A 22290-nucleotide genomic window follows, 5' to 3' on the forward strand; every position below is an offset into this window, starting at 1 on the left:
TTACTGGTTCCTTCTTATGCTCCTCCGAGCTTGCATTTCTGCAGTACTTCCCATGATTTGCCGTTGTGGCGCAGGAAGTAAAGGTTATTTACTTTAAAGGAAGCTTTGTATTCTTTGTTTTCGTACTCAGGCCATGACTTTTCGAACTGTGCGTCTTCCAGGTCTTTGAAGGCAACTGTTACATGAGGAGTGAAGCCTGTGCGTGCAAGCATGGTACTGAAACCAAATTCCTTACGCAGGAAGTTGATCAGTTGACGATGCATGGCGCTCATGGTTTCGCTTTTCTCAACGTTGATGAAGAGTACGCGGTTTTGTTTGTTAGGGAAGGTACCAAAGCCGTTGAGCGTTACTTCAAAAGGCGCTTGTGTTTTGGCAAATTCCGTAAGTTCTTCGCAGAAAGATCTTTCCAGGCTTGGATCTGCTGTGAAAGGCACCTGCAGTGTGATGTGCGGTAATACTTTCAGTGCATACATTGGTCCATACTGTTCAGCATAGTCCTGTTTGATCTTTATAATTTCTTTACCTACTTCAGCTGTTGGCAGGAGTGCGATAAAGTATATTTTATTATCTGGACGAGGGGGTTTGTTGAAGTTCCTTGGACCTCCTGAGCTACGGCCCTGGTAGCCACCGCCACCACCGCCACGGTTGAAACCACCGCCGCCACCGCCACGGTTGTAACCACCGCCGCCACCGCCGCGATTGTAACCACCGCCGCCACCGCCGCGATCATAGCCTCCACCACCACCGCCACGGTTGTAGCCTCCGCCACCGCCGCCGCGATCATAACCTCCGCCGCCACCGCCGCGATTGTAGCCACCGCCACCACCGCCACGATCATAACCGCCGCCACCACCGCGATCATAACCTCCGCCGCCACCGCCACGGTTGTAGCCTCCGCCACCGCCGCCGCGATCATAGCCACCACCGCCACCGCGGTCGTAACCACCACCACCACCACGATCATATCCACCACCACGGTCGTATCCGCCACCACCATCACGGTTGTAGCCTCCACCACCCTGGTCGCGATTATAGCCGCCACCATCGCGATCACGATAGCCACCACCTTCATTACGAGGTCCGTAGCTGCCGCCGCCTTCACGGTTAAATGTTCCTTCACGGTTAAAGTTGGCGCCATCACCGGCTGGAGGACGAGGGGTGTATCCACCTTCTCCGCGAGGAGTGTAACCACCTTCCCTTCGGGGAGTGTAGCCACCTTCACGAGGTGTGTAACCGCCTTCACTACGAGGAGTATAAGGTCTGTCTCCGTCTTTGCCAAATTCGGGTTTTTTGGAATCACCGCCTTCCTGGTCTTGGTTGGGTTCTTGTGGATCTCTGTTGTAGCCAGGAGAATACTTTCGGGGGCGTTCGTTTCTCTCAAAATTCATCTTACTTAATTAAGCGTGTTTGAAGCAATTTTCAATGATTTCATAAAAATGAAATTCACCTACTTGTTTAGGTTTTTTATTACTATTACAAGGTGCCGGTGGTTTTTGTTCCCGCATTACATAACGTCGGGTTTGTCTTCCTTTTTCAATAAATACCGGCTTCCGTTTTAATACTGTGTTGTTACTCTAATTACATTTCTCGGAATAGCAAAGATAATTGAGTGCCGCTTGCATTACAATTTTTTAGCGGGATTTTTCAAAATTATTCCTTTCAGCCATCTCGACAGGAATTTTAGGTAGTTTGGTTAACCATTCACAACTCGTTTGTGGAATGCTTTCAGGGCTACCGTTAATTAGACCTGGGAAAAAGTTTAAACTTGCTTTGGATTCACCTGAACTTTACATGAGTAAGTAACTCTTCTTATTCATACTTCATATTCATAGCACCAGGATAATCGATCAAAACATGCGCCAGTTTTATACTGTTGTAGCACCCACACAGTGCCAGCCGCCGTTTAGAACTCTAATATACTAAAAATCTGGTGTATTGGTTAAGCCTCCGCGCAATATTAAGACAATACTACCATTCTGTTCGTTAATAATTTGCAAAAAAAGGATAAATGGAGCGCTTTTTTTATAAAATTGTTCAGACCACTCAAAAAACAAACCGCGGAGAACAATGTATATCCTCCGCGGCTCTTTAATAAATTATTGGTTATCAATACCTTTTAATTAACGACCATCTCCATCGAGCAGGTTGCCTAATCCGCCCAGGATACTGCCTTCTTCCTTCCTTGCCCCGGTTCCATAGGCCAAAACCCTGCTTGCCAACCGGCTGATCGGCAAACTTTGCAGCCATACTTTACCCGGACCTCTCAGTACGGCAAAGAATAAACCTTCTCCGCCGAACACCATATTTCTAATACCACGAATAAATTCTATATCAAAATCTACTTGTTGTGTGTAAGCTACTACACAACCTGTGTCCACTTTCAACACTTCACCTGGTTGCAATTCCCGCTCGATCACAAGACCACCTGCGTGTACAAACGCCAAACCATCTCCTTCCAGTTTCTGCATAATGAAACCTTCTCCGCCAAAGATACCGGTACCCAGTCTGCGTTGGAATTCGATGCCTACATTCACGCCGCGGGCTGCGCAGAGGAACGCATCTTTCTGGCAGATCACCTTTCCGCCGAGCAGGCTTAGGTTCATGGGGATGATCTTACCTGGATATGGAGCGGCAAAGCTCACGCTTTTTTTGCCCTGTCCCATATTGGTAAAAGCAGTGATGAACAGGCTTTCACCGGTGATGAGGCGTTTGCCGGCAGACATCAGTTTACCCAGAAAGCCTTGCTGCTGGCCGGAGCCATCGCCAAACAATGTTTCCATTTTTATCTCCTGGTTCATCATCATAAAGCTGCCGCTTTCTGCTACACAGCTTTCCTGAGGGTCCAGTTCTATTTCTACTATCTGCATTTCTTCGCCGTGAATGCGGTAGTCGATCTCATGATTTTTAAGCATAGGTTATTGTGCTTTTTATAATGAGCAAGTTACGAAATTGCTCACTTGGTTCCGCTGGATTTTTTCACCAGTTGCTGTACAACCGGCCATACTTTTTCTGCCTGGCGCTGAAAACCGATGTCGTTGAGATGCACGCCATCTGTAGCCCCTTCATGATCTTCACCAATGAGGCCTTTAGCAGATAAATAATGCAACTGTTTGAATCCTTCCTGCTTTAATTTGGTATAGATCTCTGTGAGCAATGCATTCTTTTTCCTCACTACTTCTGCTATGCGCTGATCAAAGTTGCCGCTTTCATAAATAGCAGATTCCACCAGCAGCACGGGCACTTCCGGACGTTTGGTCAACAGGTGTTTGATGAAGGGGTAACCCCGTTCCTTTATTTCATCCAATGAAGGATTAGGCATACAGTCCAGCACAAAAACGGATGCTTTCATGGTAACGAGTATTTCCGCTACGGGGAATTCCATTTTGCCTGCTCCGCTGAAACCCAGGTTCACTACATCCCAACCACTGTGGCGTGCAATGATGGCAGGATATGCCATCCCCGGCCTGGAAGCAGATGCACCCTGCATAATGCTGGAGCCGTACATCACCACTCTTTTTGTGGTATCGATACCCGGTTTGGAAGGTACGCGTATCGTTGCTCCTGATGCTACTCCTATTTCCAGGGAGGTAAGTTCGTTATAAGTGGGTGCGTAGAGCATGAATTGCTTGGTAGTGGAATCCATGTTATTAACGATCACAGATTCCGCATCTACTCTGTTCACCGGGCGGCCTACCCCAGCCCATACCCATTTGCCATCTTTCTTTCCGTAGAGGTCCAGACCGCTATGTACAATAGGTGTCATATTGGAATGATACGCCACGCGGTTCACATTCCATTTCACTTTAATGAATTTGGAATTGGTTTCAAACAGAACGGCAATACCGGCACTGTTGGTGCTGAGGTATTTCACAGCTGGCGTGAGTTCACGGGTTTGAATACTGTCCAGCCTCACATAAGGTTTGTTGGTGGGCAGGCCTTTACCAATGAGCATAAAGCTGGTGGCATTCGTATAAGTAGTGTCCTGTGCATACGTTGCGCTGATAGCGCAAAATGAAAGGGCGAGTGGGAGGAGTGTCTTTTTCATCATTTCGAAATTTAATAGAAATAATCCTAAAAAGAAAACCGTCCCGATGAATCGGGACGGCATTTGTTAACCTACAACTGTTACACTGTTTGCTCTGATTATTACTATTAGAAAAACAGTCTCTTAATGCATTACTACTCCTTTGGCGGATCTAGCTTGCTCTTTATCTTTTTCATCGGCATGGCCGTTGAAGAAATTGTAAGGACGTGGAGATTGGTACTCCAGGTTGTGCATCTTCCTGATAGTTTCCTTTTTGGAAAGCATTTTCAGGATCAGCACCAGGAATGGTACGTATTTCAGACCACGTGGCCATCCGTAATGATCCAGTATATCGATACTGCGCTTGTTCATGAAATACATTACAGGCACGAGGATCAATGTAAGGAAGGTGGCGAAGATGAGGCCGAACACCATTGTCCAGGCCAGCGGGCCCCAGAAGGCAACGTTATCACCTCCAAAGAACAGGTGTGCTTTACCTTCATCGAAGAGGGTCCAGAAGTCGATGTTCAGACCAACTGCCAGAGGGATCAGACCTAAGATCGCAGCGATGGCAGTAAGGATAACGGGGGTCATCCGTGTTTTACCACCTTCTACTACAGCTTCAGGAACCGGTACACCTTGTTGTACCAGGAGGTCGATGAACTCAACCAGTACGATACCATTCCGTACCACGATACCAGCCAGTGCCATGATACCTACACCAGTCATTACGATGGAGATATCCATACCGAACACCGCAAAACCTAAGAACACACCGATGATACTGAATACAATCTCGGAGAGGATGACCAATGGGCGGCCCACAGAATTGAACTGTGTTACCATGATCATAAGGATCAGGCCGAAGGCACCTAACATAGCCAACATAAGGAAGTTCATGGTTTCAAGCTGATCTTCCTGCTCACCGGTCATTTTAACGGTGATGCCATCCGGCGGGCTGAAATCCAGCACCGCGCTATTGATCGCAGCTACCACTTCATTGGCATTGAAACCGGTTAGAATGTTGGAATACAGCGTCACCACCCTTTTCTCGTCGATATGTTTGATACCGGCATATGTATTGGAATAACGGATATTAGCAACGGCACTCAAAGGAACCTGACGTATCTGACCGCCCATGTTCATATCACGGTAAGTGAGGTTCAGGTTCATCAGTGTATTAATATTGTTACGCTGATCTTCTTTAAGACGTATCGTAATGGGATAATCATCTTCCGGATCACGGAATTTTGAAACCTCCTGACCAAAGAGAGCGATACGCAATGCGTCACCAATCTGTTTAGTAGAGATCCCTTCCCTGTTTGCTCTTTCACGATCAATAGAAACAATGATCTCCGGCTTATTGCTCTGGAAATCGCTTTTCAGCTCTTCCACACCACCAATCTGCAAGCTATCCAGATAACGTTTCAAACGGTCTGAGGTATTTGCCAGCAGTTCGAACTCATCACCAGTGATCTCGATGTTGATAGGCTTACCTGTTGGGGGGCCGCCTTGTTCCTGTTCAACAGTAATATCTGCTCCGGGAATACCTTTCACAGCACCGCGGATCTTATCCAGATAGTCTACAGTAGAGAGGCCGTTACGTTTAGCGAACTCCACGAAGGCTACTGTTACCTTACCCTTATTAGGACTTATTGAGAGATCCATTTGGCTTGGGTCTCCGGCTCCTACTGCTACGTTGGAGATAATGGACTTCACCAGTGGGTTTTCAGCTCCTACAACTTTTGTAATGCGTTGCTCAACAATATTAGTAATAGAATCCGTTACGATCTGGTCAGTACCGATCGGTAACTCTATATAAGCAAAAATAAAGTTAGGGTCTGATTGCGGGAAGAACACAACTTTAGGGTTACGGATACCGGTGACGATGATACTGAACACCAGCAGACCAAAAGTGGCTACCAATATCCATACAGGGCGCCATCCGATAATACACCATTGTAATAAACGTTTGTAACTGTTCTGCACACGTGGCCAGAGCCTGGTCTGGAATTTGCGTGCCACACCACCCAACCAGAAACGTTCAATCACAATCAGTAAGTAAAGGAAAACGATCAGGTTACCTGCACCCATGCTTCCGGAATAGCCCAATAATGCGGCCACACCAAATGAAATGGAGAGGATAAGGAACTTCTTATTGAAAGTTGGTTTAGGATGATTCTCTCCTTCGTGACGATCCATGAAGTCCACCGCAAATACCGGGTTGATGATATAAGCCACTACCAGGGACGCGATCAGTGTTACGATGAGGGTAACCGGCAGGAAGAACATGAACTTACCAATGATACCAGGCCAGAATAACAGCGGGAAGAATGGTGCAAGTACTGTGAGCGTACCTGAGAATACAGGGAGGAACACTTCACCTGCCGCTATTTTAGCGGCGTGCACAATACCAAGGTCCTTTCGTTCATAGAAGATCCTGTGCACGTTCTCGATCACCACAATGGCGTCATCTACCACAATACCCAGTGCCAGCAGGAAGGAGAAAAGCACCATCATGTTGAGCGTAAAGCCCATTGAAGGCATGATGATAAAGGCGATGAACATGGAGATCGGAACAGACAATGCCACGAAGAGCGCGTTCACTGCCCCCATGAAGAACATGAGTACAACCGTTACCAGTATAAAACCAATGATAATGGTGTTGATCAGATCGTGCAAAGTTACACGGGTGGATTCAGACTGGTCTGCCGTGATGGTTACTTCCAGCCCTTTCGGCAGGTAGTTGGCCTCCATATCTTTTACGATAGCAGAGATCTTATCGGAAGCATTGATCAGGTTCTGCCCACTTCTTTTAATAACGTTCAGCGTGATTACGCTTTTGCCATCCAAACGCGCATAACTTTCCTGTTCCTCAAATCCATCCTTTACTTCTGCGATATCGCGGAGATACACCACTGATCCCGACTGGCTACGGATAATAATGTCTCTGATCTTGGTAGGATCTTTATACTCCCCTTTCACACTCAATGAACGTTTTTGACCGTCCATTGAAACTACACCGCCTGACATTGTTTTATTTTCAGCATTCACTGCAAACATCACATCGTCAAAGTTCACTCTGGCGGCGTCCATTTTAAATTTATCCAGGTTGATCTGGATCTCCCTTTCCAATGCCCCCACAATATCCACACGGGTGATCTCATTGAGAGATTCGATCCGGTCCTGCATTTCATCTGCATACTTTTTAAGGGTCTGCAGATCAAAGTCACCACTCATGTTTACGTTCATGATGGGGATCTGGCTCACATCTATTTTGATGATCTGCGGCTCCTGCCCAACTGTGGAAAGATCGGTAGGCAGGTCCGGCTTAGCTTCATCTACCTTTTCTCTCACTTCCTGACGAGCAGCTTCAATATCTTCTCCCGCATCAAATTCAATATTGATGGCAGAGTAATCCTGTACAGAAGAGCTTGAGATCTTCTTTACACCGGATATCGCTTTCAGCTTTTTCTCAAGTGGTTTGGTCACGAGCGTTTCCATATCCTCCGGAGAAGTACCTGGATAAGTGGTGCTGATATAGAACTGCGGGAATACTACTTCGGGAAATTGTTCCTTTGGTAGTGCGTTATAGGATAATATACCCGCCAGCGCGATAATAATGGTGGCCACATAAATGCTCACCTTATTATCAATGGCCCAACTGGTGGGTTTAAATTCTTTTTCTAAGTCCTTCATCGGGTAATTTTTTTTAGGTGGATAGCACTACACAATTACAGTTTCACGAAGTCATTATCGTTCACGCCCTGGAAGCCGGAAGTAATGATCCTGTCTCCAGCCTGCAGACCAGATTTGATCTCTGCTTTGTCGTTATAAGTACGGCCTATCTCTACATTATTACGTACTGCCTGTAATTTATTCCCACTGCCTTTTACGGTCAGCACATAAGGTTTACCCAAAGAATACTGGATCACGCTCACGGGCACAACAATAGCATTACCTGCTTTGTAATCAATAATGCGCAGTTGTGCGATCATGTTAGGATTCAGATCAGCAGTACTTTTTAAAGGAACTTCCACCCTGATGGTACGGCTTACGGGATCAATTGTTTTGCTTGCAAAACCGATGCGGGTGCGTTGTTCTTTGTTGATATCAGGGAAAGTAAGCAGTACTTCTGCTCCTGTTTTCACTTTACCGGCAAATGATTCTGCTACGTTGGCTATTACCCTCAGGTTGTTGCTATTCACAATACGGAAGGCAGGTACACCTGGTGCGGCGTTATCACCCACTTTAGCGATCACCTGATCTACAGTACCACTGATAGGAGCAACGATGCGTGACTGTGCGAGTTGATCTTTCATTACAGCCAGATTCCTTTCCAGTGCTTCTTTCTGGTTCTTAGCAGTAAGGTATTGTACTTCGGAACCGATCTGTTGTTTCCAAAGGTTAGCTTGTTTTTCGAACAGTACATTAGCGAGGTCCAGCCGGGTTTGCAATTCAGCCAGACTTGAACGAAGTACCTGATCATCTATCTGTGCAAGTGCCTGACCTTTTGAAACGGCCTGGCCTTCTTTCACATAAATAGCTTTTACAATACCGGGCATCTGGGCTGTAGCGTCCACATTTTCTTTAGCGTCCACACTACCCTGGAGATCTATATAGTGTTCAAAAGTAGTATTCTCAATAGCTGCAACGGTAACGGTTTTCATCTTAACAGATGAATCGCCTGTTTTCAGTTCTTTTTCAAGGGCAGAGATCTTTGCGTCCAGTGTAGCCTTCTCTTGCTTCAGCTTTTGCAGCTCTTCAGTTTTGTTACCGCCACCGCCACCGCAAGCAGCCAGGATCACTGTGATCAGGGGGAGTACAAAATATCTTTTAGTCATGGTATTATAGATTTTAGGCAGATTGTAGTTTGATTAGAGTTTTCCGTATGCTTTCAGGTAATCGACCCTGGAGATGATCACATTGAACAATGCCGTAAAGTAGTTGTTCTGTGATTCGAGCAAAGCTGTTTCTGCAGTGATCATTTCAAGGCTTGAGCCTACTCCTTCTTTATACTTGATGTTTGTTGTTTTATATACTTCGTTAGCCAGTGCCATATTCTCCTCCTGGTTTTCCAGTGTGGTGATATTGTTCCGCAGGTTCGTAGAAGATGAAGTCTGCTCCAGATCTATAGCATGGCGGGTATTTTCGAGCTGAAGATCTGAACGCTTTACCTCAATAAAGGCCTGGTCCACCTTCCGTTTTCTTTGCAATCCGCTAAAGATTGGGATCCTGAGGTTGAGCCCCCATGCTACATAACCATACCAGAGTTGTTGCTGGAAGTAGTTAAAAGTATTGCTGGCGCGGGAAACACCTGCCTGTCCAAACGCATTCAAAGAAGGTAACCCTTCCAGGCGATATCTCTTCAGGTTATATTCGTTGGCTTTCTTTTGTACTTCAGCCAGCTGGTATTCGATCCTGCTATTATAAGTGAATCCCTGCTGATCATCGATACCGGCTGTAAGTGCTTCAGTGCTGAGCGTATCCGTTAATTCCAGTTGTTGTTTCATAGGCATGCCCATCTGGAATTTCAACGCAGCGAGACCTACTTCGCGGACATTACGGATACGAACCACTTCAGACTTAAGGTTATTGTATTGTACTACCAGCCTGTCCACATCCAGTTTTTCCACGAGACCGTTCTTATAGGTTTCTCTCGTTTCGTTCAGTGTTTTTTCCATGCGGAGTACACTTTCTTCCAGGATCTTCTGCGCTTTGTCTGCGGCCAGTACGTTATAGTAAGCCTTATAGACCTCTGTTTTTACATCGATCTCTGATTTTTTAACGCCTTTCCTTGCCAGGTCTTCCAATGTTTTGCGGGCCTGAAGGGCAACGAGCACACTTGGATCAAATAATACCTGGTTCAGATCTACATTGCCTACAGCATTGTATTTAAGACCAAAAGCGAAAGGAACCAGCGTACCTTTAGGTACAGAGGGGTCAAAGTTGGATGCATCGATCAATTGTTTCTGAATGATCGGATTGTCCTGAAAAGTACCGGTACCTGAAACCTGTGGCAATGCGAGGCCACTGACTTCTTTGTTCACGGCAAGCTGGCGCAATTCATCCAATTTGGCATTCCGAACCGCGTATTGATTCACCAGCGCGTAGTCCACTGCTTCTTTTACAGTAAACCTCACATTTCCTTCCGGTATAACGGCAGGTTGCTGGGCATTAGCGTAGGTTAATAATTGCATCATCATACCTGTTAAAGCGATGAGCTTCCATTTAAACTGCATAGTTCTGTGTGTTTATTTCGGGTAATCTTTGGATTTATATTCTTCTATCTGCTTATACCCTTTGAGCGTGACTACCCCAAACAGGAAATTTTCCAGCAGCACTCTTTGCACACGCGTCATGTCGAAACCGCTCATTGCAAACATATCCGGCTGAAAGCAGAACATGGCTGAAGCTGTGCGGAAGCGGCTGAGGATCTCCAGATCAAGGTCCGGGCGGTACAGCTCTTCGCGGATACCTCTTTCCAGGTTCTGGCGGACCATCTGCAACATGAATACATCTTTATGCTGTTCAAAGATCTGGTAGGCTTTTGCATGGAATTTCTGAAGGTCCATCATGGCTACCGGGTTCATATTGCGTAATTTATCCTCCAGCATTTTCATCACCAGGAACAGTTCCTCGATGGCATCTTTGGATTGTTCCTTACCGGCCAGGCATTGTTCTTCCATCAATTTCAGGTGCCGGCTCATTACATTCACCACCAGATCGCTCTTATCCGCAAAGTGCGCATACAGCGTTTTCTTGGAGATCCCCATTTTCTGGGCAATTTCGTCCATGGTAATGGAACGGGTTCCGTATTGCCTGAAAAGGTTGAATGCAGTATCTAATATTCTCTCTTGTACTTCCATTGTTGTTAAAACCCTGAATTTCTTAAATACACGCACAAAACTATGGAAACTTTTTAAACTACCAAAGTTTCCATCAGTTATTTTTCACCTTTGAGCTTTTCGGCGTTTTTTGGGTCTTTTGAGGGTCGGATGCTGTACCTTTGCTCTTTCAACACCATATCACATGTCTCCAAAATTGAGGTTCAGGTTGTTATTGTCCCGGATATTGCGCTATTTTTTCCAGGGTTTGCTCATATTGGCGCCTATCGGAGTCACGGCTTTTACGTTATACTGGGGTTTTGTAACCATAGATAATATATTACCGCGTGACCTGCTTCCACTGGACCATCCGCTTAACATATTGAAATACAAAGGAGTAGGATTTGCCATTGTGTTGATCATGGTTGTTTTTGTGGGTTATATCAGTTCTTCCTTCATTGTGGGCAGGCTGATAGATATGTTTGACCATATCCTGGAGCGTACTCCATTTATTAAGTATATCTATTCTTCCGTGAAGGATGTTTTTGATGCCTTTGTGGGAGAGAAGAAGAAATTTGACCATCCTGTGCTGGTGAATGTGTATGGAGAGGATGTGTGGGAAATGGGGTTCATCACCCAGGAGAATGTGAACAGTCTTGGTTTGGAGGGTTATATGGCAGTATATGTACCCCATGCTTATGCTATTACAGGTAAGGTATTTATTGTAAAGGAGGAGAAAGTACGGCCCCTGACGAATATCTCAGCAGGTGAGGCCATGAAGTTTGCCGTTTCGGGAGGGGTGACACATATTACGGAAATTGTTAGTCACAGGCAAAGTGAAGTGAAGTAGAACTAACAATATCTCAGTTCTTTCTTTGCCTGCATTTTTCTTCGGATCTTCATCCCATGTATCCATTGTTCCGCGCCATCCTTTTGCTGGTGGCTTGTTTGTTAGTTCCCGCCCATCCTGCTAAGGCATGGGGTTTCTTTGCACATGAGCGCATCAACCGCCTCGCCGTTTTTTCCCTTCCGCCGGAAATGATGGTGTTTTTCAAGCCACATATTGAATACATCGTTCAGCAATCCACGGCTCCTGATAAACGCAGGTATCTGCTGGCGGCAGAAGGTCCCCGTCATTACCTGGATGCAGACCATTACGGGCAAGCTCCTTTTTCTGCTGTTCCCCGCTCCTGGCCGGAGGCCCAGGCAAAATTCACTGCGGATACATTGCAGCGGTATGGTGTTCTGCCCTGGCATCTTGAGAAAATGATGGCACAGTTAACAACGGCTTTCCAGGCCAGGGACGGCAGCCGGATACTTAAGCTGGCAGCGGAACTGGGGCATTATATGGGAGATGCCCATGTACCATTACATGCCTGCTCCAATCATAACGGGCAATTCACCGGCCAGCACGGGATCCATGGATTGTGGGAATCCCGCATTCCGGAATTGCTGGCGGACCAGTCCTTTGATCTCTGGACGGGGCCTGCGGCTTATATAAAGGACCCACGGGAACTCATATGGCAGGTGATCACTGCCAGTGCACTGGCAGCAGATACAGTATTGCGGCTGGAAAAAAAGCTGAGTTTACGTTTCCCGGCAGACCAGCGATATGCTTATGAGTCACGGAAAGGGCTATTGGTACGCAATTACTCAACCGCCTATACGAAAGCCTATCACCGTTTACTGGGAGATATGGTGGAACGCAGAATGCGGGCTGCTGTGGCAACAGTTGCTGCCTGCTGGTATACAGCATGGGTGGATGCAGGCCAGCCTCCTCTTCATTCATTAACAATATTATTGCCGGACAAAGCCGCCATACATCAGCTGGACAGTCTCTGGCGGCATGGTAAAATATTTAACAGGGAACATCAAGATTAACAAAAGAAATATTATCTTTGAGCCTCTATCTTTTTTAACCTTTTCCTACCCATCCTCCGGTTTTGATTTCAACCGCGATTTTTTGCCAATTCCTTCGAAAAACCATAGACAAGTGGAACAAGAAAACGTATACAATTTAGATCGCAACATGAAGGTGCACAATTTTAATGCAGGTCCTTCTGTATTACCAAACGAAGTGCTGTACAAAGCCAGCAAAGCGCTGATCGACTTTGACGGTAGCGGGATGTCAATCCTTGAAATAGGACATCGCACGGAGCCATTTGTAGCCGTGATGGAAGAGGCGCGCAGTCTTGCCAAAGAGCTTATGCAGCTGGAGGACGACTATGAGGTGCTGTTCTTACACGGAGGGGCTACTACCCAGTTCCTGCAGGTTCCGATGAACTTGCTGGAGAGCGGGGAAACAGCTGCTTACATTGACACCGGCGTATGGTCTAATAAAGCCATCAAAGAAGCTAAACAGTTTGGTTATGTAGATGTCATCGCCAGCTCCAAAGACAGTAATTATAATCACATCCCCAAGCAGTATACGGTTCCATCACAGGCCAAATACCTGCATATCACTACCAACAATACCATTTATGGTACGCAATGGCATACCACTCCGGAAACGGATGTGCCACTGATAGCTGATATGAGCAGTGATATCCTCAGCCGCCAGATGGACTTTAACCGCTATGCATTGATCTATGCCGGCGTGCAGAAGAACATGGGTGCAGCAGGTGCCACCATGGTAGCTGTCCGCAAAAGCATACTGGGCAAGATCACACGCAAGGTTCCCAGTATCATGGATTATAAATTGCATATTGAAAACGGCTCTATGCTCAACACCCCTCCGGTGTTTGCCGTATATATCTCCATGCTTACGCTCAGATGGCTGAAAGGCCAGGGTGGTGTGGCTGCTATTGAGAAGATCAATAACAAAAAGGCCGCATTATTATATGATGAAATAGATCACAATCCGCTGTTCCGTGGTAATGTTGCCAAAGAAGACCGCAGCAAAATGAATGTGACCTTCACCATCGACAAACCAGAGCTTGAAGAGGAATTCCTCAAATTCGCCAAGAAAGAAGATATCGTTGGCATCAAAGGTCATCGCCTGTCAGGCGGTTTCCGCGCATCCCTTTACAATGCACTGCCCCTTGAAAGTGTTGAAGCCATGGTGGAAGCCATGAAATTCTTCTCCTTAAAGAAGGCATAACCGCATAAGAAAATATTATATATGAAGGACCGACCTAAAAGTCGGTCCTTTTTTTATACCGTTCTCTGATTCCTACCCTGCTTTTCTTATTTTTACCGCTCTTAACAGAAAACTCAAGATCATGGCAATTATCAAACCTTTCCGGGCATTACGTCCGCAACCGGCGTTGGCAAAAGAGGTAGCCGCAAGGCCTTATGATGTATTAAATTCTAAAGAAGCAGCGGAAGCAGCAGCAGGAAATCCCAATTCCTTCTACCATGTTTCCAAATCTGAAATAGATCTACCGGAAGGAACGGACATTCACAGTGAGGCGGTATATGCCAAAGCAGCTGAAAATCTTCAGAAACTGCAAACGTCCGGCACTTTATTCCATGAAGAACAGCCATGTTACTATATCTATAAACTGGTGATGGACGGACGCTCTCAAACAGGGCTGGTATGTGTTTCCTCTATTGATGATTATAATAAAGGCATCATTAAAAAGCATGAATTTACCCGTCCGGATAAAGAACTGGACCGTATCAATCATATCACCACCACCCGTGCCCAGACAGGAAATGTATTCCTGGCCTATAATGATGTTCCGGAACTGAACAGCCTGATCAGCCACTGGCAGCAAAACCAGCGCCCGGTATATGATTTCACGGCAGAAGATGGCATCAGCCACACCATCTGGATAGTGAATGAGGCTTCCGTGGGAGATGAGATCACCCGTCTTTTTGCAGAAAAAGTACCCGCTACTTATATCGCAGATGGCCATCACCGTGCAGCTTCAGCCGCATTGGTACAAAAAGCCTCCGGCGAAGACATTAACAGCGATGCTAACCTGAATTATTTCCTGACCACTATCTTCCCGGCCAGCGAATTAGCCATCCTGGATTATAACCGCCTGGTGAAAGACCTGAACGGGCATAGCAAAGAGGACTTCCTCTCCCGCCTGGAATATGATTTTACCGTGGAAGCCGTTGGCCACCATGAGCAAAAACCGGCTATGCTGCATGAGATCACCATGTACCTGGACCATACCTGGTACCATCTCGTAGCAAGAGAAGGAACCTACTCAGCTGACCCCATCGGCATCCTGGATGTAACCATCCTCCAGAACAATATCCTGGACAAACACCTGGGTATCCGTGATCCCCGTACAGACAAAAGGATTGACTTTGTAGGCGGTATCCGCGGACTGGGTGAACTGGTGAAAAGAGTGGACAGTGGCGAGATGCAGGTAGCTTTTGCCCTTTACCCGGTAACCATTCAGCAACTTTTTGATATTGCAGACAGTGGTAATGTAATGCCCCCCAAATCCACCTGGTTTGAACCAAAGCTGCGGGACGGACTGTTAACACATTTGATCTGATAATGATCTGAAACGTTGACCCCGCCTTGCTCCGGGGTCAACGCTTTTTTCTTACATTTACATAAAACACGTTGAATGATGGAATGGCAAAAGGCTGCTAAAAGATGGACCCTTGTGCTGGCGGGGATGCTTACCTTTCAGTGGGCAACCGCACAGGACAATAGTGAACTGCAAACCACTGCCCGCAATTTCCTGCGGAGCGGCGATTATGCCAATGCTATCCTGGTACTTAACCAGGCAATCCAGTCTGCGCCGGACGATATTCAACTGAAACAGGACCTCGCTTTTGCCTATTACCTCAAGGGTGATTACAACAGGGCATATACCGTAGTGTCTCCCCTGGTAGATAAGAAAGATGCAGACATCCACCTCTTTCAGATAGCCGGTAATATTTACCAGGCTAAGCAGGACTGGAAAGGTGCAGAGAAATTATATGTAAGGGGATTGAAGAAATTCCCCAAAAGCGGAGAACTGTATAATGACTATGGCGACCTGCTGCAGAACATGAAGAATTTTGACGGTGCGCTCCGTCAATGGGTGAAGGGCATCGAAACAGATCCTAACTTCCCCGGTAATTACTACCATGCCGCCCGTAGTTACCTGTGGACGAAAGAACCCATCTGGGCCATTCTCTACGGGGAAACTTTCATCAACCTGGAAAGCTTCACTACCCGTACAGCAGAAGTAAGAGAGATTGTGCTGGAGTGTTATAAAAAATTATTCGATGACCCGGCTATCTTCAACAGCGTACCGGTAGAAACATCGGAAAAGAAAGGTAAAAAAGGCAGCAAGGAAGCAGAGACCGGTTTCATGGATAGCTTTAAAAGTGTGATGGCAAAACAGGTGAGTGTGATTGCAACAGGTATTGAGCCGGAATCGCTGATCATGTTGCGCACAAGATTTTTATTGGATTGGTATAATTTTTACGGCGTAAGATATCCATACGCCCTGTTTGATTTTCAACGCAAGTTATTAAAGGAGGGTATGTTCGAGGCGTATAATCAATGGCTTTTCGGCCCCGTTTCCAACCAGGCAGAATATAAAGCATGGACCAATCTCCATAAAGCAGAATATGATTCCTTTTCTGCTTTTCAGCGGAATCATCCATTGAAGCTGAGAAACGAAGAATTTTACAATACCGGCAGACTGGCTACCATCAAGTAAACAGATGACCATCCTGTAAACCAGCCCCCGATTATACCGGGAGAACCAGCATAGTGTGCCGTTTCAATACAACAACACGAATCTAAACTATAGGATTATGCTGATCGCAAAACACCAAAACATTATTGACAATGCCGTAAAAGCGAACCACGAACGCACTTTTTACGCACAGTATCCTGAACACCCCAAAGCATACGGAGAAGAAGCTCCTCCACAAGGAGAAGCCGCATTTAAAGATATGCTCAACAAACCCTTTTCCCTTTTAAAACAAAAAGTAACAGAAGGATGGGCAGGTGAAGAAGTTTCTCCTTATACCAGGGAACCACTTGGTATCACTTATCCTGTTATTGCTGTTGATGAACTGGTAAAAGCAGGTAAACGTGCCGGCTCCCGCTGGGCACAATTGTCTGTGGCAGACAGGGCCAGCATCCTCACCGAAACGCTGGAAAAGATCAAGGACCATTTCTTTTCTATTGCACATGCTACCATGCATACTACAGGCCAGAGCTTTATGATGAGCTTCCAGGCCAGTGGCCCGCATGCCAACGATCGTGCACTGGAAGCAATTGCCATGGGATATCAGCAGTTGCAGCATTTCCCGGAACAACAGACCTGGGAAAAACCCATGGGCAAGATCAGCATCAAACTGGAGAAAACCTTCAAAGCTATTCCAAGGGGGCTGGGGCTGGTGATCGGCTGCAGTACTTTCCCGGTTTGGAATTCCCTGCCCGGTATGTATGCAGACCTTATCACAGGTAATGCTGTTATCGTTAAACCACATCCTAAAGCAGTATTGCCAATTGCTATTGTGGTAGCGGCGATACAGCAGGTGCTGGAAGAAAACGGGCAAGACCCTTATACCTGCCAGCTTGCGGCAGACAGCAGTGAACACCTGATCACCAAAGAACTGTGTGAACATCCGGAAATTGCACTGATCGATTATACCGGTGGCAGCAGCTTTGGTAATTATGTGGAATCATTGAAGAACAAAACTGTATTTACAGAAAAAGCAGGTGTGAACTCCGTGATCCTGGATTCTGTAAAAGATATAGACGCCGTGCTGAACAACCTGGCCTTCTCTGTGAGCCTTTACTCCGGCCAGATGTGTACAGCCCCGCAGAATTTCTTCATTCCTGAATCCGGTGTGAATACACCTAACGGGAAACTGAGCTTTAATGAAGTAGCCACCAAATTCAAAGATGCTATCGTAGCCCTGGTGAACAATCCTAAAATGGGCGCGGGCACACTGGGCGCGGTTCAGAATGATGCCACCGTACAAAGGGTGAAAGATGCACAACACATTGGTGGTAAAGTATTACTCAGTGGTGCTCCGGTTGCCAATGAAGAATATACCGGTGCCAGAACTTTCTCACCTACCGTATTGGAAGTAAGTTCTGCTGATACCGGTATTTTTGAGAAAGAATTATTTGGCCCGGTAGTATTACTGGTGAAAACAAAAGATACAGACCATTCCATACAACTGGCCCGCCAGATGGCTATTTCTCATGGTGCCATTACCTGCGGTGCTTATACAACAGACGATACAGTAAAAGAAAAGATCGCCGATGCCATGAACAGTGCGTTCACACCGGTATCTTTCAACTTTACGGGATTCATCTGGGTGAACCAGCATGCTGCTTTCTCAGATTTTCATGTAACAGGAGGAAACCCCGCAGGGAACGCCAGTTTCACGAATCCGGAATTCATTGTGAAGAGATTTGTATGGGTAGGGAACAGAACTTATGTGGACTAAACAAATCGCAATAATATGCACATCAATGCTCGTCTTCTTTTTCTTTCATTGATCCTCGGAGCCTGCCAGCAGGTACCGAAAGCAGATAAAGCGGAGGTTACGGAAGCCCAGTCCGTGAAACCGGAAGATGGCCATGGCCGTCACCTGGATACTGCTGCCAGCATATTGTACTGGGTAGGCACCAAACCTACCGGTGAACATAAAGGCTCTTTCCGTTTTACGGAAGGGCAGTTATTTACCAAAGACAGTGTATTAACCGGCGGGCAGTTCACCATCAATATCAACAGTCTGGCTAACCTGGACCTTGCCGCTACGCCGGACAATAAACGAAAACTGGAAGATGAACTGAGAGGGGAGAACTTCTTTGATGCTGCTAATTTCCCCACAGCAAAATTTGAGATCACGGAGGTGAGTACTTATCATCCCTCTAAAGATGATAAAGAGGTACTGTTGAAAGATGCTACCCACATGATCAAGGGTAACCTCACCATGAAAAATGTGACCAAAAACATTACTTTCCCTGCCAAAATTGTTATGCAGAAGGGACAAGTAAAAGCGGAAGCTAATTTCAATATAGACCGTACCCAGTGGGGCATGACCTACCGGGCCGATAAATCCCTCCAGGATAAACTTATCAATTCTATAGTCAATATCCATTTTGAGATTGTTACTAAGTAAGAAGGATCAGGGCGGATTTGCATCTGCCCTGATTTTTGGTTATATTTAATAACAACTTTCTTCATATGGAAACAAACGAACAAAGAGATCAACGCCTTTGGCGCATAGCAAAAGCCAGGGCGGGGTTCCGTACCCACCTGATGACCTATTTGATCATCAACGGTTTCCTCTGGGTTATCTGGCTGATCACGGACGATCATAATGGACTTCCCTGGCCGGTATGGCCAATGGTAGGCTGGGGTCTGGGGCTCGCATTCGCTTATTACAATGCCTTCCATAAAGACACTTTGGGCGATGCCACAAGTGAATACGAAAAATTACAGCAGAAACAGCAGAAAGGCTAGTACTTCAACACTTCAATCATGCACCAACCTACCCGATTATTTGATGTCGTGGCACATCAAATGCAGCATTATTCCAAGCAGGATATGCTCGCCGCAAAAGTAAACGGTGAGTGGAAAAAATACAGCACTTCCGAAGTTGCGGACACGGCACGCCGTTTCAGTTCCGGTCTTTTACAACTGGGTATTGGCGATAAGGAGCTTACCGTGGAAAAACAGGATAAGATCTCCATCATCAGCGCCAACCGGCCGGAATGGATCCTTACGGACCTGGCTTGTCAGCAGATCGGCGCAGTGCTGGTCCCCATCTACCCTACCATCAGCATCCCCGAACTGGAATATATTCTGAATGATGCGGAAACGCGGGTACTCTTTGTGCAGGATGCGGATATGTATGAGAAAGTACAAGCCATTCGTGATAAACTTCCTTCCCTCCGGGAGATCTTTTCTTTTGACCGCATCCATGGTGTAAAACACTGGACGGACATTGTAGCCCTGGCCAAACCGGAAGACGATGCCCGCATCTCTTCCATCATGGACAGTATCACTCCGCAAAACCTCACTACCATTATTTATACTTCCGGCACCACAGGTACTCCTAAGGGCTGTATGCTCAGCCATGAGAACATCATGAGCAATGTAAGTGCCTGTATGCCATACCTGCCGGTCAACGAACAGGCCCGCGCTCTCAGCTTCCTTCCCTTAAATCACATCTTTGAAAGGATGGTTACCTATCTCTACCTGCAGGCGGGGGTATCTGTATATTATGCAGAAAGCATGGAGGCTATTTCGGATAATTTAAAAGAAGTAAAACCCAGTATTTTCACTACGGTACCGCGTTTGTTGGAAAAGGTGTATGAAAAGATCATGGCCAAAGGGCTGGAACTGACAGGTATTAAACGTGCGCTTTTCTTCTGGGCGGTGGACCTTGGAAAACAATACGAGATCAATAAGAACCTGGGGGCCTGGTATAATTTCAAACTTTCCATCGCCAACAAACTCATTTTCAGCAAATGGCGGGAGGCCCTGGGCGGTAATGTAAAATGTATCGTTACAGGAGCCGCGGCTTGCCAGGTACGCCTGCTTAAAATATTCACGGCCGCACAAATAGCCATACTGGAAGGTTACGGGCTTACTGAAACCTCTCCGGTGATCAGTGTGAACCGTGCTAATGTGGAAGACCGGATGTTCGGAACCGTGGGACCTGTTATCAGCAATGTGGAAGTGAAAATGGCGGATGACGGGGAGATCCTATGCAAAGGACCCAATGTAACCATCGGGTATTACAAACGGCCGGACCTGACGGCTGATGCCATACAGGATGGATGGTTCCATACAGGGGATATCGGGGTGCTGGTGCAGAACAAATTCCTGAAGATCACTGACCGGAAAAAAGAGCTGTTCAAGACCTCAGGGGGTAAATTTGTGGCCCCCCAGCCTATTGAGAATAAGTTCAAGGAAAGCCCATTTATTGAGCAGATCATGGTAGTGGGCGCTGATCGTAAATTCACGGGGGCTTTGATAGTTCCTAATTTCCATAACCTGGAGGACTGGGCCAGGAAGCAGAAAATACCTTTCCCGAGCCATGAAGAAGGGTTGAAGAATCCGCAGGTCCGGGAGCTTTTTAAGCAGGCGGTGGAGCGGTATAACCAGTTCTTCAACCATATTGAACAGGTAAAGAAATTTGAGCTGATGCCGCATGAATGGACGGTGGATGGAGGGGAAATGACGCCTACCCTGAAATTAAAGCGGAAAGTGATACAGGAGAAGTACCGGAACGAGATTGAGCGGATCTATGCATAATATTTAAGGAAATTTGGTAAAAACGCTTATTTTTGCGCTCCCCGGAAGGGGATTTGGCCCGGTAGTTCAATGGATAGAATAGAAGTTTCCTAAACTTTAGATACAAGTTCGATTCTTGTCCGGGCTACGAAGAATTTTTCGCGAAGGCGCTGGTTATACCGGCGCCTTCGCTGTTTGATTTGTGTATATTTAATTTATGGAACAGTTACCTGAAGAAAATATCCCACCTATAAACCATCGGCAACGCAAATGGATAGCTGTTGGTGTAACCACTGTAATTTCCTGGTTATTAACAATATTAGTGTTTTACCAGTTACAGGATTATGGCATTGCATTGTTTATTTTCCTACCTCTTTTTATCGGTTTCGGCACAACAACACTATATGGTTATGGAAGCAAGAAAAGCATAAGCTTTGGTTATTTCCTTAAGCTGGGTCTATTAACACTTTTAATTTACACAACAGGGCTTCTCCTTTTTGCCGTAGAGGGGTTACTATGCGTTTTAATGTCGGCCCCAATAGGAATCGCGTTGTCGTTAACCGGAAGTTTGTTCGGCTATTGGGTGGTAACCAGGCTGCCAGGTAAAGCTCCCACTATTATGGTAATACTGATAGGTAGTATTCCGCTAATTTCATTTATAGAAAAAGACTCACCGCCTGAATTGAATGCAGTGGTAACCTCCATCGAAATCAATGCTGATCCTCAAACGGTATGGAAGAATGTGGTTGAGTTCCCTCAACTCAATGAGCCCACGGAGTTACTTTTCAAAACAGGTATTGCCTATCCCATCAATGCAAAAATAGAAGGGTCAGGTATAGGCGCCATCAGGCACTGCAACTTCACTACGGGCAGCTTTGTTGAACCTATTACGGTATGGGATGCTCCCCGGTTACTTAAATTTGATGTGCTGGAGCAGCCGGTTCCTATGAAAGAACTTAGCTTTTGGGATATTGATGCACCACATTTACATGATTATTTTGTTTCTAAAAGCGGGCAGTTCAAATTGACTGCATTGCCTAATGGACATACATTGCTCGAGGGTACAACATGGTACTATCATAATATTCGTCCGGCTATTTATTGGAGGCCGTGGAGTAATTATATTATACATGAAATTCACGGCAGAGTATTGCGGCATATAAAAGTGAATGCAGAGAGAAGAGAATAAAGGCTTTCAGCATCAGCACAATTACTAAGGTTGGTTAATACAATTAGTTAAAGCTGTACTTTCTTCAATTGAAGC

17 protein-coding genes and 1 tRNA gene are annotated in these 22290 nt (G+C 46.1%); 11 read left to right on the forward strand and 7 right to left on the reverse strand.

Annotation, left to right across the window (positions count from 1 at the left end):
• Positions 1 to 14 precede the first annotated feature (14 nt).
• The 7 genes from AAHN97_RS22005 to AAHN97_RS22035 all read right to left on the reverse strand — a co-directional run bounded on the left by AAHN97_RS22005 (position 15) and on the right by AAHN97_RS22035 (position 10893).
• Positions 15 to 1388, reverse strand: a complete 1374-nt coding sequence (locus AAHN97_RS22005) for a 2'-5' RNA ligase family protein (protein WP_343304249.1) — start codon at positions 1386 to 1388, stop codon at positions 15 to 17.
• A gap of 732 nt (positions 1389 to 2120) precedes the next feature.
• Positions 2121 to 2912, reverse strand: coding sequence for a TIGR00266 family protein (locus AAHN97_RS22010; RefSeq protein ID WP_343304250.1), 792 nt, complete (start codon positions 2910 to 2912; stop codon positions 2121 to 2123).
• 41 nt (positions 2913 to 2953) lie between these two features.
• Positions 2954 to 4045: an SGNH/GDSL hydrolase family protein gene (locus AAHN97_RS22015; protein WP_343304252.1), complete on the reverse strand. Its 1092-nt coding sequence runs from the start codon at positions 4043 to 4045 to the stop codon at positions 2954 to 2956.
• Positions 4046 to 4168: 123 nt separating this feature from the next.
• On the reverse strand, positions 4169 to 7723 hold the full coding sequence (locus AAHN97_RS22020; RefSeq protein ID WP_343304253.1) for an efflux RND transporter permease subunit: 3555 nt from the start codon (positions 7721 to 7723) through the stop codon (positions 4169 to 4171).
• A gap of 35 nt (positions 7724 to 7758) precedes the next feature.
• Positions 7759 to 8868, reverse strand: a complete 1110-nt coding sequence (locus tag AAHN97_RS22025; protein ID WP_343304254.1) for an efflux RND transporter periplasmic adaptor subunit — start codon at positions 8866 to 8868, stop codon at positions 7759 to 7761.
• 33 nt (positions 8869 to 8901) lie between these two features.
• Positions 8902 to 10266 carry a TolC family protein gene (locus tag AAHN97_RS22030; protein WP_343304255.1) on the reverse strand — a complete coding sequence of 455 codons (1365 nt, stop codon included), beginning with the start codon at positions 10264 to 10266 and terminating at the stop codon, positions 8902 to 8904.
• Positions 10267 to 10278: 12 nt separating this feature from the next.
• A complete protein-coding gene (locus AAHN97_RS22035) occupies positions 10279 to 10893 on the reverse strand; it encodes a TetR/AcrR family transcriptional regulator (protein WP_343304256.1) in 615 nt (204 codons plus the stop codon).
• Positions 10894 to 11056: 163 nt separating this feature from the next.
• Between AAHN97_RS22035 and AAHN97_RS22040 the strand changes: the two genes are divergently transcribed.
• The 11 genes from AAHN97_RS22040 (at position 11057) to AAHN97_RS22090 (ending at position 22215) form a co-directional block, all read left to right on the forward strand.
• A complete protein-coding gene (locus tag AAHN97_RS22040; RefSeq protein ID WP_343304257.1) occupies positions 11057 to 11701 on the forward strand; it encodes a DUF502 domain-containing protein in 645 nt (214 codons plus the stop codon).
• 56 nt (positions 11702 to 11757) lie between these two features.
• Positions 11758 to 12732, forward strand: coding sequence for a zinc dependent phospholipase C family protein (locus tag AAHN97_RS22045; protein WP_343304258.1), 975 nt, complete (start codon positions 11758 to 11760; stop codon positions 12730 to 12732).
• A 148-nt stretch (positions 12733 to 12880) separates the two neighbouring features.
• Positions 12881 to 13951 (forward strand): 3-phosphoserine/phosphohydroxythreonine transaminase, encoded by a 1071-nt coding sequence (serC, locus tag AAHN97_RS22050; protein ID WP_343304260.1) that lies wholly within the window; start codon positions 12881 to 12883, stop codon positions 13949 to 13951.
• A gap of 121 nt (positions 13952 to 14072) precedes the next feature.
• Positions 14073 to 15308 carry a DUF1015 domain-containing protein gene (locus AAHN97_RS22055; protein ID WP_343304261.1) on the forward strand — a complete coding sequence of 412 codons (1236 nt, stop codon included), beginning with the start codon at positions 14073 to 14075 and terminating at the stop codon, positions 15306 to 15308.
• A gap of 78 nt (positions 15309 to 15386) precedes the next feature.
• The gene (locus AAHN97_RS22060) at positions 15387 to 16472 is read left to right on the forward strand and encodes a tetratricopeptide repeat protein (protein WP_343304262.1); all 1086 of its coding nucleotides are present in this window, start codon (positions 15387 to 15389) and stop codon (positions 16470 to 16472) included.
• Positions 16473 to 16569: 97 nt separating this feature from the next.
• Entirely contained in the window at positions 16570 to 18225 is a 1656-nt protein-coding gene (gene paaN / locus AAHN97_RS22065) for a phenylacetic acid degradation protein PaaN (protein ID WP_343304263.1), read from the forward strand.
• A 15-nt stretch (positions 18226 to 18240) separates the two neighbouring features.
• A complete protein-coding gene (locus tag AAHN97_RS22070) occupies positions 18241 to 18903 on the forward strand; it encodes a YceI family protein (RefSeq protein WP_343304264.1) in 663 nt (220 codons plus the stop codon).
• Between the two features lie 65 nt (positions 18904 to 18968).
• Complete coding sequence (locus AAHN97_RS22075) at positions 18969 to 19247, forward strand: 2TM domain-containing protein (RefSeq protein ID WP_343304265.1); 279 nt, start codon at positions 18969 to 18971, stop codon at positions 19245 to 19247.
• 18 nt (positions 19248 to 19265) lie between these two features.
• On the forward strand, positions 19266 to 21047 hold the full coding sequence (locus AAHN97_RS22080; protein ID WP_343304266.1) for an AMP-dependent synthetase/ligase: 1782 nt from the start codon (positions 19266 to 19268) through the stop codon (positions 21045 to 21047).
• 55 nt (positions 21048 to 21102) lie between these two features.
• A tRNA-Arg gene (locus AAHN97_RS22085) sits at positions 21103 to 21174 on the forward strand.
• 69 nt (positions 21175 to 21243) lie between these two features.
• A complete protein-coding gene (locus AAHN97_RS22090; RefSeq protein ID WP_343304267.1) occupies positions 21244 to 22215 on the forward strand; it encodes a hypothetical protein in 972 nt (323 codons plus the stop codon).
• Positions 22216 to 22290: the final 75 nt, after the last annotated feature.

Source organism: Chitinophaga niabensis (assembly GCF_039545795.1).
GTDB lineage: Bacteria > Bacteroidota > Bacteroidia > Chitinophagales > Chitinophagaceae > Chitinophaga > Chitinophaga niabensis_B.